At 63.4% G+C, this 17,977-nt stretch carries 14 protein-coding genes; 7 read left to right on the top strand and 7 right to left on the bottom strand.

Translation table 11 applies throughout. The features are described 5' to 3' along the window. Positions 1-214: 214 nt before the first annotated feature. Together D7S86_RS17185 and D7S86_RS17180 are read left to right on the top strand one after the other, a co-directional pair. Entirely contained in the window at positions 215-1,555 is a 1,341-nt protein-coding gene (locus D7S86_RS17185) for a zinc-binding metallopeptidase family protein (RefSeq protein ID WP_240648234.1), read from the top strand. A 24-nt stretch (positions 1,556-1,579) separates the two neighbouring features. Further along, positions 1,580-2,017 (top strand): cupin domain-containing protein, encoded by a 438-nt coding sequence (locus D7S86_RS17180; protein ID WP_121088066.1) that lies wholly within the window; start codon positions 1,580-1,582, stop codon positions 2,015-2,017. 72 nt (positions 2,018-2,089) lie between these two features. Here D7S86_RS17180 and D7S86_RS17175 read toward each other — a convergent pair whose 3' ends face one another. Further along, entirely contained in the window at positions 2,090-3,451 is a 1,362-nt protein-coding gene (locus tag D7S86_RS17175) for a polyhydroxyalkanoate depolymerase (RefSeq protein WP_121088065.1), read from the bottom strand. Between the two features lie 244 nt (positions 3,452-3,695). Between D7S86_RS17175 and D7S86_RS17170 the strand changes: the two genes are divergently transcribed. From D7S86_RS17170 to D7S86_RS17155, 4 genes are all read left to right on the top strand, one after another. Continuing rightward, a complete protein-coding gene (locus D7S86_RS17170; RefSeq protein WP_121088064.1) occupies positions 3,696-4,355 on the top strand; it encodes a glutathione S-transferase in 660 nt (219 codons plus the stop codon). 290 nt (positions 4,356-4,645) lie between these two features. Then, positions 4,646-5,230 carry an RNA polymerase sigma factor gene (locus D7S86_RS17165; protein WP_205962835.1) on the top strand — a complete coding sequence of 195 codons (585 nt, stop codon included), beginning with the start codon at positions 4,646-4,648 and terminating at the stop codon, positions 5,228-5,230. Between the two features lie 18 nt (positions 5,231-5,248). Next, on the top strand, positions 5,249-5,563 hold the full coding sequence (locus D7S86_RS17160) for a hypothetical protein (RefSeq protein WP_121088062.1): 315 nt from the start codon (positions 5,249-5,251) through the stop codon (positions 5,561-5,563). Between the two features lie 136 nt (positions 5,564-5,699). Continuing rightward, positions 5,700-6,764, top strand: coding sequence for a HoxN/HupN/NixA family nickel/cobalt transporter (locus D7S86_RS17155; protein WP_121088061.1), 1,065 nt, complete (start codon positions 5,700-5,702; stop codon positions 6,762-6,764). A 114-nt stretch (positions 6,765-6,878) separates the two neighbouring features. Here the strand turns inward: D7S86_RS17155 and D7S86_RS17150 are convergent, their stop codons facing one another. The 6 genes from D7S86_RS17150 to D7S86_RS17130 all read right to left on the bottom strand — a co-directional run bounded on the left by D7S86_RS17150 (position 6,879) and on the right by D7S86_RS17130 (position 16,125). Continuing rightward, positions 6,879-9,653 (bottom strand): autotransporter outer membrane beta-barrel domain-containing protein, encoded by a 2,775-nt coding sequence (locus D7S86_RS17150; RefSeq protein ID WP_121088060.1) that lies wholly within the window; start codon positions 9,651-9,653, stop codon positions 6,879-6,881. 84 nt (positions 9,654-9,737) lie between these two features. Beyond that, complete coding sequence (locus tag D7S86_RS17145; protein WP_158602005.1) at positions 9,738-11,186, bottom strand: class I adenylate-forming enzyme family protein; 1,449 nt, start codon at positions 11,184-11,186, stop codon at positions 9,738-9,740. A 383-nt stretch (positions 11,187-11,569) separates the two neighbouring features. Continuing rightward, the gene (locus tag D7S86_RS17140; RefSeq protein ID WP_121088058.1) at positions 11,570-12,565 is read right to left on the bottom strand and encodes a helix-turn-helix transcriptional regulator; all 996 of its coding nucleotides are present in this window, start codon (positions 12,563-12,565) and stop codon (positions 11,570-11,572) included. Positions 12,566-12,637: 72 nt separating this feature from the next. Next, positions 12,638-12,832, bottom strand: coding sequence for a hypothetical protein (locus D7S86_RS29825; RefSeq protein ID WP_166444134.1), 195 nt, complete (start codon positions 12,830-12,832; stop codon positions 12,638-12,640). Between the two features lie 88 nt (positions 12,833-12,920). Continuing rightward, entirely contained in the window at positions 12,921-14,162 is a 1,242-nt protein-coding gene (locus tag D7S86_RS17135; protein ID WP_121088057.1) for a cyclic di-GMP phosphodiesterase, read from the bottom strand. A gap of 151 nt (positions 14,163-14,313) precedes the next feature. Then, the gene (locus tag D7S86_RS17130; protein ID WP_121088056.1) at positions 14,314-16,125 is read right to left on the bottom strand and encodes a chloride channel protein; all 1,812 of its coding nucleotides are present in this window, start codon (positions 16,123-16,125) and stop codon (positions 14,314-14,316) included. Between the two features lie 397 nt (positions 16,126-16,522). Here D7S86_RS17130 and D7S86_RS17120 point away from each other — a divergent pair, with 397 nt between their 5' ends. After that, a complete protein-coding gene (locus D7S86_RS17120) occupies positions 16,523-17,950 on the top strand; it encodes a DUF1214 domain-containing protein (protein WP_240648233.1) in 1,428 nt (475 codons plus the stop codon). Positions 17,951-17,977: the final 27 nt, after the last annotated feature.

Here is a 17,977-nt window from a genome sequence, read left to right as displayed (position 1 = left end):
TCGGACTGCCGGTGCTGCGGATGCGGTACGGTCAAAGCAAGCTTTATGCCGTTCTGTCCCATCAAGTCTGCGCGTGCAATGTGAAGCGCCGATTGCGGCGGCGTTCGCGCGGAACGATCCTTGCGACGCGTCGATCGCGATGCCTTCACGCCGGCAGCATCGCACAGTTGCGCAGGCAGATAAACACATGGACCCGACTGGACCAAGGTGATCGATGAAAACCTTCCACTGCAACCGCTGCCATCATCTCGTGTTCTTCGAGAATGTGCGGTGCGAGCGCTGCGACGCACTGCTCGGCTATGTGCCCGAACTCGGCGAGATCAGCGCGTTCGAGCCGGCCGGCGAGGCCGATCTGTGGCGCAGCCTGCATCCCGACGCGGCCGGCGCGCTCTATCGCCGTTGCGACAACTATGCGAACTGGAATGTCTGCAACTGGATGACGTCCGCCGACCCGCCGCTCGGCTTGTGCCGCTCCTGCGCGCTTACGACCGTGATTCCGAATCTTGTCTCGGACGATAATCGCGCGCGCTGGTACCGGCTCGAATCGGCCAAGCGGCGCTTGCTCTATACGTTGGCCGCGCTCGATCTGCCGGTGCTCCCGAAGACGGTGGACAATGTGCTTGAGCCCGCGCGCGATGCGCAGGATGCGAGCGGTACGACGCCTGCGAACGGGGTGCCCGACGCGAACGGCGCGAACGGCACAGACGGTGCGGACGGCGCTCCCGCCCCGGTCTCGCAAGCGGGGCGCACGTATTCGAAGGAGGGCGTCGCGTTCGAGTTTCTCGAGGACACGCCCGACGGCGAGCGCGTGATGACCGGACACGATCACGGCCTCATCACGCTCAATATCGCCGAGGCCGATGATGCGCAACGCGAAGCCATCCGCACGAAGATGCACGAGCCGTATCGGACGCTGCTCGGTCACTTCAGGCATGAGATCGGGCACTACTATTTCGACGTGCTCGTCGCGGATACGCACTGGAACGCGCCGTTTCGCGCGATGTTCGGCGACGAGCGCGCCGACTATGGCGAGGCGCTCGCACGGCACTATCGCGAAGGCGCGCCGCCCGACTGGAACATGGCGTTCGTCAGCGCGTATGCGAGCGCGCACCCCTGGGAAGATTGGGCCGAGACGTGGGCGCACTATCTGCACATGGTCGACACGCTCGATACGGCGACTTCATGCGGGCTCAAGCTCGTGCCCGACGATCCGGCCGAGCCGACGTTGAGCGACACGTCGCCGGTCGAGGACGCGGCCTTCGACGACCTCATGCAACGCTGGTTTCCGCTGACCTATGCGCTCAACAGCCTGAACCGGAGCCTCGGCATGCCCGACGGCTATCCGTTCGCACTGGCGCAGGGCGTTGTCGAGAAGCTGCGTTTCGTGCATCGCGTGATCGCGGGCGGCGTGCCCGTGCGCGAGACCGGTGCGCAATCCGAGGCATCGGCGTCCGCGGCAGGTGCAAACGGTCCAAGCGCGGATTCGGGCGCGGGTGCAAACACGGGGGCAAGCGGCGCGGCGCCGTCATTGGAACAGGAAATGCTTGATCCATGACCGATCTCTTCACAGGAGCCCGTCATGTCTGACCCATTCGCAACGAAGTTTTCGCACGTCAAGCCGCACGATACGTCGTTCATCGGAGAAGGGCTGCGCGACTTCTTCCTTTATCGCGATCTTGGCATTGCGGATGCGACGCACGGCAAAGTGATCGCGCATCTCGTCAAGGCGAATCACGCACCAGAGAAAGGCACGGGCTGGCACCGTCATGAAGCCGATTTCCACATCGTGATCATGCTCAAGGGTTGGGCGCGCTTCATGTATGGCGACAAGGAGACGCTCGTGGCGGCCGGCGATTGCGTGCATCAGGCACCCGGCATCGTCCACTTTCTGTTCGATTACTCCGAGGACATGGAGTATCTCGAAGTCGTCGGTCCGGCCGATTTCAAGTCGATCGACGCCGAAGGGCCGTGCGCGGTGCCTGAGCCGACGCCTTGGCCGGCGGCGGTAACGGGCTGAGGATGCATGGATGCCATGCGGCCGTCTGAACGACGGCCGCGACGCGGCGCTCGGTGACCGCGCGGAGCGTGACTAGGCCGCGCCGGGCGACGGCGCGGCAGCCGTCGCGATTGCGGCATTCGCGATCGCTTCGGCTTCGAGCATCGCATGCAACGAGATCTGCTCGCTTGCGAGGCCGCCGCCGATCGTCACGTTCGTGCGTGTCGCGCGCGGCTCGTTGTCATGGATGACCGAGCGCACGAGCGGGTAGATCTGCGATTCCCATTTGCGTCCGTTGAACACGCCATAGTGGCCGACGCCTGTCTGCACGTGATGCGTCTTCATGTACGGGCGCAAACGCGAGCACAGCTCCTGCGCCGCAACCGTTTGACCGACCGCGCAGATATCGTCCTTTTCGCCTTCGATCGTGAGCAGCGCGGTGCGCCGGATGGCGCTGGGCTCGACGCGGCGCGTGCCGACCATGAGTTCGCCCTTGGGCAGCAGATATTGCTGGAACACCTGGCTCACGGTCTCGAGATAGAACTCGGCCGTCAGATCGGTCGTCGCGAAGTATTCCTCGTAGAACGTGCGGATCGTGTCGGCCTTCGCGGGGTCGCCTTTTGCGCGTTCGTGGTACATGTCCTCGAACGATTGCCGATGCCGTCCCGCGTTCATCGACATGAAGGCGGTCAATTGTACGAAGCCCGGATACACACGCCGCTGCGCGCCGCGAAATCCGCCAGGCACGACGCTGATCAGGTTCTTCTCGAACCATTCGATCGGCTTGCTGTTCGCTAGATCGTTGACCTTCGTCGGATTCACGCGGCAATCGATCGGGCCGGCCATCAGCGTCATGCTCGCGGGCTGCGCGGGATCGTCGGACGCCGCCATCAGCGAGACCGCGGCGAGCGAGGCGACCGTCGGCTGGCAGATCGCGACGAGATGCGAGTCGGGGCCGATCTTGCGAATGAATGCGATCACATGCTCGACGTATTCCTGGAATCCGAACCGGCCCGCCGACAAGGGAATGTCACGCGGGTTATGCCAGTCCGTGATGTAGACGTCGTGATCCGCGAGCATCGTGCGCACGGTGCCGCGCAGCAGCGTCGCGAAGTGTCCCGACATCGGCGCGACGATCAGCACGCGCGGCTGCGGTGTGGCCACGTCCTTGCGGAAATGCAGCAGGGAGCCGAACGGGGTGCGCCGCACGACCTCCTCGGTCACGGCGACGGGCGCGCCGTCGACGTCGACCGAATCGATGCCGAACGGCGGTCTCGCATGCGAAAGGCCCGCCATTTCGAGCATTTCCCAGCCCGCGTCGAGACTGCGGCCCAAGGGGCTCGCAGCGAATTCCGGCCAGGCCGCCAACATTGCGCGGCTCAATGCCGCTGTCGTGCGCAGGGGGCGCATCGTGTCGGCGATGGCCTGGTACGTCGGATATGCGAGGAGGTTCATAGGCGCGGCACCCTGTCGTCAGCGTCCAGGTAAAAGGCAATAGGTATGCCAGACGGGAATTCATTGGCATGGTGCTTGCACCCGGTGCGTATGAGGCCCACGGTGCATCGGCTTTGGCGGCATCGTGGTGCATCGGGCGCTGATCAGGTGCGCGCGCGCACGGCGTGCATCACGGGAGGGTGACCCATGTGCGCGCTTGCCCGGCGCTTGCGCATGGACCTAACGTTGAGCCAAGGAGAATCGGATGACGGAGTCGAAGACGACATTGACGATCAGCAGCCACAACTATTCGTCGTGGTCGTTGCGCGGCTGGTTGCTTGCCAAACTCAGCGGTCTCGAGTTCGAGACGGTCGCGGTGCCCGTCGACGATGCGGCCGCGCGGGCCGAACTGCTTTTGCTGTCGCCGTCGATTCTCGTGCCTTGTCTGACGCACGACGGCATCAAGGTCTGGGATACGCTCGCGATTACCGAATACTTGAACGAGATCCGGCCCGACGCGGGGCTGTTGCCGGCCGATCGCAAGGCGCGCGCGCATTGCCGCGCGATTTGCGGCGAAATGCATTCGGGGTTCAGTGCGTTGCGTTCGGCCTTGCCGATGAATTTGCGCGGCTATTTCCCGAACTTCAGGATTTGGTCGCGCGCGCAGGACGATATCGAACGGATCCTGACGATCTGGCGCGAATGCTTGTCGCTCTATGGCGGTCCTTATCTGTTCGGTGCGCTCTCGGCCGCCGATGCGATGTACGCGCCCGTGGTCACGCGCTTTCTGACCTATGACGTCAAGCTCGACAAGGACATCGCCGAGTACTGCAAGCAGATGCTCGATCTGCCGCAGCTCAAGGAATGGATCGCGATCGCGAAGTCCGAGACCGAGGATATCGACGAGCTCGATGTCGAGTTTTAAGGCCGGCGGTATCTAAGGCCGGCAGTATCGATTGCCGCATTGAGCGAGCGGTCCTGACGCGCATGCACGGCGGCTGACGTCGCGTCGAATCGAACGAGTCGGCCCGCCAAGCGGAATTCCTTTAGATATTCACTAAACGGCGCGGCATGACTGAGGAATCGTCACGGTTCCCCGGTCATGCCGTGCCGTTTGCGTTCGTTCACAATGCGACAGGCGCATGCGCGGCATGCGCCGCAAAAATATTTTCCTGATCCAGACAATATCCGTGCGCGTGAGCCGTCTTTACGTGCATGGACACTTCGCCGACCCTGACGACCATGACCGACCGAGACCGCGAGATCGATGCGACGGTCGTACGCGAACGCGGTCGCCTGCGCGACTTCATCCGCCGCCGCGTCGGCGATGCGGGCGATGCCGAGGACATTCTTCAGGATGTGTTTCAGGAATTCGTGCAGGCCTATCGCCTGCCCGAACCGATCGAGCAGGTCAGCGCCTGGCTGTTCAGGGTCGCGCGCAACCGGATCATCGACCGATTCCGCAAGCGTCGCGAGCAGCCGCTCGCCGACATCGAGCGCGAGGCCCTCGATGATCCCGATCAGGCCTATCGGCTCGATCTCGAACTGCCTTCGCATTACGACGGCCCCGAGGCCGCGTATGCGCGCAGAGTCCTCATCGATGCGCTGTGGGATGCGCTCGATGAATTGCCGGCGAATCAGCGCGAGATCTTCATCGCGCATGAACTCGACGGCAAATCGTTCAAGACACTCGCGCGCGAAACGGGTGTGGGAATCAACACCTTGCTCGCGCGCAAGCGCTATGCCGTATTGCACCTGCGTGAGCGGTTGCGATCGATCGATGGCGCGCTGGATTCATAAAACACGGAGCGACTGAATATGCGATTTCGATTCTGGATGGTCGGCAAGTTCGTGCTTGTCATTGTGTGTATCGCGGTCTTGGCCGCCGTTGTCCGGGGCCTTTGGAACTGGGTCATGCCGACGCTTTTCACGGGCGCGCAGACGATCGATTATCTGCACGCGATCGGGCTGCTCGTCTTGAGCCGCGTGCTGCTCGGCGGATTCCACGGACATGCGCGGGGCGGATGCGGCCCTCGCTTTTGGCGGCGCTGGGAACGCATGACGCCCGAAGAGCGCGAGCAGCTCACGCAGGGCATGGCGGCGATGCGCGGTCGCCGGGGCTGGCGGTGCTGAGCGGCATCGATACGCTTTCCCGGACGCCGCGAGGCGCGCGCACTGAGTCGCGCTTTTTGTCGAGGTATGATGCGGCCCTATTCGGGCGTAATCCGGCATCGGTTTGCCGATCGCGTCGACACCTCGAGGGAACACGATGGCGGGTCCGCTCCAAGCACTGATTGCCGATCATGGCGCGTCGCTGCGCCCGAAGATCACGCGTGTGTACGCGTTGCTGATCCTCTTCAATATCGGCGCCTGGGTTTGGGCATGCGTCGCGTTTCGCGGTTATCCGCTGCTCATGGGGACCTGCCTGCTTGCCTATTCGTTCGGCTTGCGGCACGCGGTCGACGCCGACCATATCGCGGCGATCGACAACGTCACGCGCAAGCTCATGCAGGCCGGGCGCCGGCCTATCACGGTCGGCCTGATGTTTTCGCTCGGACACTCGACGATCGTCGTGCTCGCGTCGGTCGGCATCGCCGCGACGGCGCTCGCATTGCAAGGCCGCCTCGATCATTTCAAGGAGATCGGCGGCGTCGTCGGCACACTGGTTTCAACGTGTTTTCTGTTCGCGATCGCGCTCGTCAATCTCGTGATCCTGCGCTCGGTCATGCGCGCATTCGGGCGCGTGCGTCGCGGCGAACCCTATGCGGAAGACGACTTCGATATGCTGCTCGGCAATCGGGGCTTGCTCTCGCGTTTGTTTCGTCCGATGTTCGGTCTCGTGACGAAAAGCGTGCATATGTATGCGCTCGGGTTTCTATTCGGCCTCGGCTTCGATACGGCGACCGAGGTCGGCTTGCTCGGCATGTCGGCCGCGGGCGCCGCGCACGGCATGTCGATCTGGTCGATTCTCGTGTTTCCGACGCTATTTACGGCCGGTATGACGCTCGTCGACACGACCGACGGCATTCTGATGCTCGGCGCTTATGGGTGGGCATTTTCGAAACCGGTCCGAAAGCTTTATTACAACATCACGATCACATCGATCTCGGTGGCGGTCGCCGTCATCGTCGGCAGTATCGAGGGACTGGGCCTGATCGGCGACGCATTTCATCTGAACGGCGCGTTCTGGGATGCGGTGGGCATGCTCAACGACAACTTCGGATGGATCGGCTACGCGATCATCGGCATCTTTATCGCAAGCTGGCTCGTGTCGGCGTTGATCTACAAGCTCAAGCGCTTCGACGAACTCGGCACGAAGGCGGGCTCGGCCTAGATGTACGGTGCCGCGCGCCGCGCTTCGCATATCGCGCGTGCACAAGAAAAAGGGCGCGGGGCTCTTTCGAACCCCGCGCCCCGCATCGCCTTCAACCAGAAAGATTGCGTGCGATCAGAACAATTGGCGCAGACGCAGCGTGCCCGTTTGCGACGTGAAGTGCGCGCCGGCCTGCAGCTCGTAACGCGCCGTCAGCGTCAGGTTGTTTGCCTTGAGCAATGTCACGCCTAACTGCACGTCGGCCAGATCGGCCACGGGCGTCGAACCGACCGTCGTGAACGCTGTTTCGCCGGCCGGCGCGGCCGTGAAGTTGGCCGTCGTGGCTTCCTTCGAATGATCGTACTCGTGAATCCACATGAGCTTCAGATCCGGCACGATCGCCCCGTACGACGTATCGAAGCCGCGTTCGAGTTTCGCACCGAGCGCGCTGCGCACGGAGATGTCATGCGTGGCATCGATCGTCAGCCCCGCGCCGCTGCCGCCGCTTTCGGTGTAGCCGTTCTGATGCTGGTAGCTGTACGTAAGACTCGCGAGTGGCGTCAGCGTGAAGTCATGACCCACCGCGAGCGGCCAGCCGCCCTCGACGCTTGTCACGTACAACTGACCCGAGAACGACCCGTTGGCCACGCTCGAGAATCCCGTGAAGTCGATCTGGCGTGTGGTGTCGAAGCGCTCCTGCACGGCGCCGGCCGCAAGATTCACGTACCACGGCTGGCCCGTATAGCTCGCATACCCGATGAGGCCGTAGCCATTCACGCGCGTCGAATCGCCGTCGCTGTTGCCGGTTTGATCGATCAGCGAGTTGCTGTAGCTGAACACGCCGCCGGCGCGCCAGTGGTCGTCGATCGCATGGTCGGCGCCGAGCAGCACGCCACCGTAGTTCGCGCTGTAGCCATCGACGGCGTCGACGGCGCCCTGGCTTGCATGGCCGCCGAAGCCTTGACCCCAGACGGCCCATTGCGGTGACGCTTCGCCGGTGGCGATGCCTGAAGCCGAACCCGAGCCATCGCCATTGTCTTGCGCAAGTCGCAGGCTGTCGGCATGCGCCGCGACCACTGCGAGCACGTCGAAGGTCGGCGCTGCCGCCGCACCCGCGCCGCTGCTTGAGTGCGTCGGCGCAAGCTGCGCGCCGACCCGGTTCGCGACCGCGCTCGATCCGCTGCTTTGCGCGCCGAGCACCGCGTTGCTCAGATTCATGAGGTCCGCGTTGTAGCCCGTGTAATGCCCGATCCCCGTCAGCGACGCAATCGAGTTCGGCTGTGTGGCGGGCCCCGACGATGGCGACGATGGCGATGTCGTGCCGCTGCAGTTGCCCAGGCACAGTTCGAGATCGCTTTGCCCATCGACCGTCAGCGCCTCGCCGATGATCGTGCCGTCATAGCCTGTTGCCGAGTACTGCAGCGATCCGACGTTATACGTCCCCGTGCCGCTCGCCGACACGACGATATAGCGTTGGCCATCGGCGAATGCATAGCTCTGGCTCTTGAGGCCCACCGACGAGCCGGCGTCGATCGTCGCATTGCCGCTCACGACGAGTGAGCCGTAGTTCGTCGACGACGTGACGCCCGAGAGCAGGGTGGCGTCGGCCGATTGTGTGTAGTTCCCCGTGATCGCGATCTGCGTGTTCACGCGCAGCGTTGCGCCCGTGTTTTGCACGGTGTTGCTGCCCACGTCGATCGTGTCGTTGAGCACGAGGTTGCCCGTGTTGAAGACGACGTTCGACGAGGTGTTCTCAATGAGCCCGACCGCACCGTTGTTCCCCGTGAGCGTGCCGAACGTCGCGCCCGTGCCGCCGCCGATCGTCAGATCGTTCGACGAATCGTTTTCGATCGTGCCTTCGATGAGCCCCGAGTTCGTGATCGGGCCGAGCGTGCCGCTCGACGAATTGAAGATCGCCCAGCCGTCGCCGCTGATTGTGCCGCTATTGCTCAGCGCGCCGAGCGAGCCCTCGTTGAGCACGCCCGTCTCGCCGCCGTGAATCGTGCCGGTGTTGGTGAGCGTGCTGATCGTGCCGTTGTTGAAGACACCGCTGATGCCGCCGGAAATGCTGCCGTGGTTGGTGAGCGTGCCGATTGTGCCGAGGTTGTAAACGCCCGGACTGCCGCCCGAGATCGTGCCGTTGTTGGTCAGCGTACCGATCTGGCCTTGCGCGTCGTTGTAAATGCCGGTGTTGCCGCCCGAGATGACACTGCCCGAGACGGGACTGCCCGTCGTGCCGTTGATCAGCGTCGTGATCGTGCCGTCGTTATAGATGCCGCGATCGTTGCCGTTGATCGTGCCGGTATTCGTGAGCGTGCCGATCGTGCCGAGATTCTGGATCCCCACGCCGGTACCGTTCTCTGCCGCCGTCGCGCTGATGCTGCCGTTGTTGATCAACGAGGTGATCAAGCCGCCGAGGCCGTTATAGATCCCGAACGCGTTGTAGCCGCCTCCGCAATCGCCGCAGTTCCAGCCCGAGACGACGTTGATGACGCCGGTGCTCGAATTGGTCAGTGTGGTGATCGTGCCCGTGTTCAGGATGCCGGCTGACGGATAGCCGCCGATCGAGGTGTAGGGCGTGACGCTGATCGTGCCGCTGTTGGTCAGGGTGCCGATCGAGCCCGCATTGTTGATGGCGTTTTGATCGAAAAAGCTTCCGTTGACGGTGATCGAGCCGCTATTCGACAGGGTGCCGATTGAGACGCCCGACCCGATCTGAACACCCGTCCGTGTGTTCGACACGGCGCCGTTGGTGCCGATGTCGATATCCAGCCCATCGGTCGCGCTGATCGGTCCGGACGCGCCGCTGACGACCTGGGCTTGGACAATGACGGGGGGCGCGGCCAGCGCGGCCGCGAGGGCAAGCGAAATTGCGGTGCGCCGCGGATGGCGGCGAGAGGTTGGTTTCATGACGTTTGGTCTCAACACGATTGTTTTCGTATCGCGCGAGACGGTTCAATCGAACGTGTCGAACCGCTCGGCGATCCGTCCAGCTCAACGCTGTTCGTTGCCCAGCAGCGCGCCGATGCGTTCGCGCTGCACTTTGCCCGTGATCGTTCGCGGCAGCGCGTCGACGACGAACAGGCGGGCCGGGGTTCGGGGGCCGAGTCGCGAGCGGGCCCACACGTGGAGTTCGTCGATCGACACGTCGTTCGATACGGCAAGCGCGGCGGCCAGCACGGGGAGGCCATCGGACTGCGGTAGCGCAAATACGATGGCTTCGCGCACGAGCGGATGGGACTGCAGCACGTGCTCGATGTCCCACGGCGCGAATTTGCTGCCGCCGATGTTGATGACGTTGTCTTCGCGACCCGCGACGAACAGCAGCCCTTCCGCGTCGATATGCGCGAAATCGCCCGTGTAATACCAGCCGTTGCGAAAGCGGCTCGTCGCCTTGTCGAGCTCTCCGAGGTAACCGTCGATCATGAACGGTGCCTTGACACGCAGGCTGCCGACGCTTCCCGCGGGAAGGGGCTGATCGTCTGCGCCGACGACCTCGACCGTCATCGACGCGTCGATGCGACCCGCGCTGTCGGGGGCGCGACGCAGGAGCTCGGGCGTTGCGATCGAAAGCGCGCCGATTTCCGTCAGGCCGTAGTGCTCGAAGACATTCGGCGTAAAGCGTCTGAACAGCATGTCGAGTAACTTCTGGCCGGGCTTGGCGCCCGTCATCCGCAGGTGTTCGACGCTCGGGAAGTGAATATCGTCGTCGGTCATCAGTGCGCCAATCTGCTCCGCCATGATGGGCGACAGCAGCCAGTGCGTGACGCCCAGCAGGCGGACTTGCTGCACCATGTCGGGCGGCGTCGTGACCGGGCCGAGCACGACGCTGCCGCCTTCGAGCAGTGTCCCGATCGCGTAGACGAAGCCGATCGTGAAGTTGAGGTCCATCGGCAAGAGCCGCGATCGCGCATCGACGTGGAAGCTTTGCATCGAATGGCGCGTACGGTCGAGCATGTAGCGGTGGCCGTACAGCACGCCCTTGGGTTCGCCCGTCGTACCCGAGGACAACACGATTCGAAACGGATCGTCGGGCCCGGTGGTGCACGCGGGCAGATCGGTCGGTGCGGTCAGATCGATGCCGCTCAGATCGATAAACGGAACGACTTCGAGCGCGAAGTCGCGGCGGCCCGAGACGATCGCAGCGATGCCGAAGCGGTGCACCACAGCGAGTCGCTGCGCAACGGGCTGGGCCACGTGCACGGGAACCGAGACCGCGCCGATGCGCGCAAGCGCGAGCACCGTCATCAAGTGCAGCGGGGTCTGCAGCATCGACACACCGATTCGGTGTCCTGGTTGTACGCCGCTTTCGAGAAGCTTGCGTGCGAGCGCGTGACTGGCGACGATGAGTTCCCGGTACGTCCAGACGCGCTCCAGCGTGATGAGCGCGATAGCGGCTGGCCGGCGCTTGGCTTGCCGCTCGACCTGTTCAGCGATATTCAAAGTGCACCCGTTACCCGCAATAAATTGGTCTGTTGTCACACGCGCCTATGCCGGTTGGCCTGGCTCACGGCGTGACCGTGTTTTTTGCGGATTTATAACAAGGCGCGATGCGCTCGAATACACGGATTGCGCAACCCGCTATCTGTTTTGCGCAATTCAGGATAAATAATTTGAGACCGAAAAAATATCGGCGCTGGCGCGAGTTTCGGCCTAAAGAACGCGCGTGCATTGCCGTTAATGCTTCGGCTATTGGCGGCGGGGTTGGGATTTCAGGCGGGGAAAAGTCGTGTGCGCCGCGCGCGGAAAAAGCGGTTGCGCATTGCGGTGCACACCGATGAGCAAGCCGGCTTCGACGGATGGACGTCGTGCGAACTTCGTTTGAATTACGTGCGACTCGGCGTCACCCCGAAGCGCGCTTTGTAGAGCCCGGAAAATTGACTTGCCGCGCCAAAGCCGCAGTCTTGCGCGAGTTGACTGATCGTTACGAAATCGTTTTGAAGCAGACGACGGCGCGCGAGTTGCAGGCGTTGTTCTCGCAGCCAGTCCATCGGGCTGCATCCGAAGCGTGCCTTGAACATGTATTGCAAGGCGCGCGCCGACAGACCGCTGAGGATTTCCATCTCGGTCAGCGTCCAGCGCTTGCCGGGTTGACTGCGCATTGCATCGCAGAGGTCGTCGATGACCTCGCGGCGCAGCCGCTTTTCGACCTTTGACCCGAGCGCGTGGGGTGCCGTCATGTCGGGGCGCAACAGGGCGACCAGATGCCGCTTGATGATGTCGTCGAATCCGAGACGCGCAAGCAGGGCCGCATCGCCGCGATACGCATCGATGAGGGCGCCGAGTCCCCGCCATACGGGTTCGAGGCTGTGTCCCGCCACGTCGACGCCCACGAGGCGAGGCGCGTCTGCGCACAAGTCAACGGGTTCGTCGGCAGCCAGGCCGAACATGGCGCGGGCCGTGCGTTCAAGTGCGTCGCGCTGGGGATTGAACATGAGCAGGCTGCGGGCATCGCCTTGACCGAGTACACGCCCGTCGAAGGCGGGCATATAAATCCCGGCGCGGCCGACGCCCCACGAAAATGTCTTGTCGTCGAGCGTGACCGTGCATTGCCCGGCCATCGGAATCATGAGCGTCATTTGCTGCTGGTCGTCGCGATCGACGCTGCTCGCCGAAATGGCGCTCGCCACGACCTGGACGCCGGGCAAGGCAATGCCGCGGCTCTTGGCGGAAAAATGCTTCGGATTGCCCAGCGGATCGTAGGCGTTGAGGCCGGGGAACACGCGCTGGATCTGGTCTCCGAGACTGCGCGCATCGGTATGCCGGATTGCATCGGCTTCGCCGTACAGCAGCGCGGGCAGCGGGGGAGATTTGACAGGCATGAAATAGCGAAACAGTCCTTCAACGTTTCGCGATTTTACTTGGATCGCGTTGAATCGAACGGGTGGTGTCCTTTACGCCACAAGTCCATGCAAGCCGCGCGGTGACGCTTGCGCGGCTTGCATGTCGTCGGGGCGCTGAAGCGGCCCTTCATCGATGTTTTCGAAAGGATGTTGCAAGGTGTGCATACGTTCGCGCACACCGATATCGCGTGGCTGCATTCGTTTCGACGCCTGAAAATCCGCTATGAACGATATGCCCATGTTCACGAGGCCTTCCTGTCCTTGGCGTGTTCGTTAGTCTGTTGGTCTCGTCTCAACCCTCGGCTTCTTTAATTTCGCAACAGCTTCTTAGGCTTTATTGCCAAAGTGTTTCGAGGTGCGGGAAGCCCCATTGGCTCGGGTCTTCGGGTCCGACGATCCGGATATCGCAGCCATCGGCGGCCAGATCGATAACGGTGTCCGGAATGATCCGATTCGACGGAATCGAAAAGAACACGCGGACCTGCGGCTTGAGCAGCGATATCGATCCGGGTTCGATGACGACCGCGAGTTCGTTCGAGGTCAAACGCACGAGCGACCCGACCGGATAGATGCCGATCGATTTGACAAACGCGCTGAACAGACGCGGGTCGAAGTGTCCGTTCCAGTTCGCCATGTTGCGGATGGCGTCGGCGGGGTTCCAGGCATGCTTGTAGGGGCGCTCGGACGTGATGGCGTCGTAGACGTCGCAGACGGCGCCCATACGTGCCCATAGCGGAATATCGTCGCCGACGAGCCCGATCGGATACCCGCCGCCGATCATCTTCTCGTGGTGATACAGCGCGACGTCCTGCACTTCGAGCGGCGCGCCGGCTTCCTTGAGCATGCCGCTGCCCGCCACGGAATGACGCCGCATGAGGTCGAATTCGGAATCGGTCAGCTTGCCGGGCTTGTTCAGGATATCGAGCGGCACGGCGGCCTTGCCGAGATCGTGCATGAGACCGCCTGCGCCCGCGAGCAGGACCGAGCGTTCGTCGAGTCCGAGCTGACGCGTGAGTCCGATCATGAGCGCGCAGACGGCGACCGAATGCAGATACGTGTAATCGTCGTGGGTCTTGAGGCGCGCGACGCTGATCAGCGCGACCGGGTTGCGCTGGATCGAGTCGGCGACGCCCTGCACGAGCGGCAGGACGGTCTTGGGGTCGATCGCGCGGCCGAGGCGGACCTCTTCGAACATCGACATCACGGTCTCTTTGGCCTCGGCGCAAATGCGCCGTGCCTTGAAGACTTCGGCGGCGACACTCGTCGGGTCGTTCGATTCCTCTTGCACGAGGCGCGACAATGCCGTCGCGCTCGGCGCGGGTGTCGCGGACGAAGGAACGGAGGGCGGTAGCGGCGTGGTGCGTGGCCGGGGCGTCAACGCGGGACGCGAAAGGTCCTTGCCTTCGCTGACGAGCACGTGCGGCAGTCCGGCATCCTTGATCGCGGCGATTTCGCCGAGCGTCGTGACCGTGAAGCTCCCGCGCGCAAAAGGATGGCGTGGCCACAACACACCGAGTGCTTCGATATGCATCCCGATCCGCAGCTCGGAAACCGGAATGCGCCGCGCCTTTGTCATATGCCGTCAATCCGATCGATTGGAATCGGTAGATTCGATCCCGATCGTGCCCATGCGGAAATCTTTGCCCGAGTATAGCAGCGGCGCTTGACAGTTCGTCATGCGTATAAAACTGGGTATTTTTCCCTATCAAGATTTTTTAATCGGCGTTTTAGCCGGCTTTACGCAATATGGACCGGCGCCTGTCGTTCACGGGCAGCACGCGTCGAAAGCGCTCGCGCTTGTGCTCTTCGTCGAAATGTATCAATGAAGGTTTGATCAGATCGCTGCGCGACACGATCCCGACCAGTCGGCGCGACGACGCGTCGGCCACCACGGGCACGCGTTCGAGGCCATGCACGGCAAGCCGCGTGGCGACGAGGCGGCAGGTTTCCTCGGGCAGCGCAAAGACCGGATGCGCGTCGCGCAACACGTCGGCGAGCGTTGCGCGGGTCCGCGTATCGGATGCATCGTGCAGTGTGCGATCGTGCAGTCCATGGTCGAGTCGGGCCCGATCGACGATGCCCACGAGCATGCCGTCGCGCACGACGGGATAGGCGCGATGCGTTTGCGTCGGTCCGAAATACGTCGTCAGCGCGTCCGAGATCGGCGTTGACGCATCGATCGTCGCGACATCGCGCGTCATGAGTTCGTCGACGAAGTGCCGTTCGAGCGGATCGACGCCGTACTCGCGATAGATGTGGTATCCGCGCCGCGCGATCTTCTCGGTCATGATCGAGCGCCGCATGGTGACCGTGGCAAAACCGTGTGCGACCAGCGTCGCGGTGAGCAGCGGCAGCAACGCGTTGCTGTCGTGCGTGAGGCCGAATGCGAACACGATAGCGGTCAACGGCGCGCCGAGCGTCGCCCCGAGCGTCGCGGCCATGCAGACGAGCGGCCAGAGCGCGGGCTGGCTGCCCGGGAGCGCATGCGCGAGCACGGTGCCGAGGCCCGCGCCGAGCATCAGCAGCGGCGCGAGCACGCCGCCCGAGGTCCCCGAGCCGAGCGCGACGACCCAGATGACCGCTTTGACGATGAGCAGCGCAACCGCGATCCGCAGCGCGATGTGTTGATGCAGCAGATCGCCGATCACGTCGTAGCCGACCCCGAGCGCGCGCGGCTCGATCAGACCGCCGAGGCCGATCGCGATGCCGCCGAGCGCGGGCCACCACATCCAGTGGATCGGCAGCTTGCCGAACAGATCTTCGACCTTGTACAACGCGGCCGACAGACTCGATGCGAGTGCCCCGCACAGCAGACCGGCGACGAGGCACGAGATCAGCGTCCACGCATCCGGCGCGCCGGTCTGCAAGGGAAACAACGGCTGCGTGCCGAAGAAGACCGCGCGCGCGAAGCCGGCGACCGCGCATGCGATCGCGACGGGCAGGAAACTGCGCGGACGCCATTCGAAGAGCAACAATTCGACGGCGAGCAGCACGGCGGCGACCGGCGTGCCGAACACTGCGGTCATGCCCGCCGCGGCGCCTGCGACGAGCAAGGTCTTGCGTTCCGCAGCCGTGACCTTGAAACACTGTGCAATCAGCGAGCCGAGCGCGCCGCCGGTCATGATGATCGGCCCCTCGGCGCCGAACGGGCCGCCGCTGCCGATGACGATGCCTGACGAAAGCGGCTTGAGCACCGCGACTTTCGGCGACATCTTGCTTTTGCCGAACAGGATCGCTTCGATCGCCTCGGGGATGCCGTGGCCGCGGATCTTCTCGGAACCGAAGCGCGCCATCAATCCGACGATGAGGCCGCCGATCACGGGAATCAGCACGACTCCGAGACCGAGCGCGTTATCGGCGGGCGAGCGCTCGGCGAACGAAAACGTGCCGTAGAAAAAGAGATTCGTGAAGAACCGGATCAGATTCAACAACACGACGGCGGCGAGTGTGCTGACGCCGCCGATGCAGGCGGCCAGCAGAAACATGCCGGGCAATCGCGCGTTCGTCGCGAAATCGCGCTTGTGTGAAGCAAGACTCATGGTCGGTCGAGGTCGAAAGAGAGACGTTCGAAAGGGCGCGCTTGATTGAGCCCAACACGCGATTCGAACGCCGAACGTGCTGCGCGCGGCGCGCTTCGACGTCGTCCTCGATCGGATGGAACCGCGAGAAGGGATGCGTGGAAATATATCACAAGTTGATATAAATAGCCGGCGCTCGACCGATCGGGCTTCGACGCGATCGCGCCGCGACGCCACGCGCACTGCGCACAGGGCCGGCTTTGCGTCACAATGCCGAGCGCGCGCGATCGCTTTGCGCGCATGGGATTCGCTTGGCATCGGCATGGCGAAACCGTGACAGACCTCTTAATCTGTATCGCATCCGAAGACGGGGTCGGACGGTCTGGCCGTGCTGCAATTACACGATGACGGAGTCACTATGTCGGCAGCGGATCGAGAGGGTGTTGAGCGGCGCAAGTCGAGCCGCGCGGGGAACGGGGCTGCACCAACGAATGTGCCGCAGGACTTGTCACAGGCGCGCCGCTGGGGCGCCGCGCTCGCGGTCGCGGTGTGCTGCGCGCTGGCGGCCTGTGGCGCGACGCCGCCGAAGTATTCGAAGAACGGCGCGGCGCCTGCGATCACGGCGCCGGACGTATCGGATCAGGACATCGTCGATGCGTACTACTACCTGCTTGGGCGCGCGCTGATCCTGAAGCAGGAACATGCCGACCTCGACGAAGGCGGTTTCAAATGGAACAAGATCGTGCACCGGCAGCCCGGTGGCGTGAATTGGGCCAATCCGAATCTCGATGTCGTCTACTCCGAGGCCTGGATCGGCGTGGACGAGAAGACATGCGACATCCTTCAGTTGCCGAAGATCAAGGGTCGCTATTACACGTTCCAGTTGCTCAATGGGTGGGGCGAGACTGTTGCGAACATCAATGAGCGCACGTTTCCCGATCATCCGTACGGCAAGTTCGCGATCTGTCTGAAGGGCAGCGGCGTCACCGTCGCACGCGGTGTGCCGCGCATCGATCTGCCGAGCAAAACGGCACGCGCGCTCGCGCGGATCGAACTCGGCTCGACGCCGAGCGAAGCGATCCGCCTTCAGCACGAGATCGTGCTGCGACGGAGCGAACCGATCAGTCCCGACAACCCGCCCGAGATTCCCGCGTTCGACGACAAGGGGCTACCGGGTGTCGAGCTGTTCGACAGCGCCGATGCGATGCTCGCCGGCGAGCCGGATATCAATTCGGGCATGGACGCGATTCGGCGTACGCTCGACAAGGTTCGCGCGTTGTCGACGTCGGGGGCGAGCGGACGCGCGCGTGTCGCGAACGTCGTCGATGAACAGGCGGTGCCCGCGCTGCCGAGCCTGCTCGCATCGATGGGGGCGTCGCAAAACGGATGGTCGCATCCGCGTCGCGCGGGGACCTACGGCGATGACTACATGACGCGCACGCTCGTCAACTACGCAGGCATCTGGGCCAACACGCGCGATGAAGTCGTCTATTTCACGGCGCAGCATCTCGACGGCAGTACGTCGTACACGATGACGTTTCCCGCTTCGGCGTTGCCGAAATCGAAGGCGCGTTATTTCTGGTCCGTCGTCGCGGTCGACGCGAAGACGTTCCGCGTGCTGCCGACGCCGACGCGCCGGTATCTGCTCAACAAGGAATCGCACGTCAAATACGACGAGGACGGCTCGCTGACGCTTGCGTTCGGACCGAAGCGGCCGAGCGACGTGCCGGCCACGAACTGGCTGCCGACTGTCGAAGCGGTCGACTACAACCTGACGTTCCGGTTCTATGGTCCCGCCGCGGATGTGGCGAACGGCAAGTATTTCCCGCCCGCGCTGAACAAGTAGTCGCGATGCATGCACGCACACGATCCC

This window comes from Pararobbsia silviterrae (assembly GCF_003628125.1).
Classification (GTDB): domain Bacteria; phylum Pseudomonadota; class Gammaproteobacteria; order Burkholderiales; family Burkholderiaceae; genus Pararobbsia; species Pararobbsia silviterrae.
This window is presented reverse-complemented; position numbering and strand designations above follow the sequence as displayed.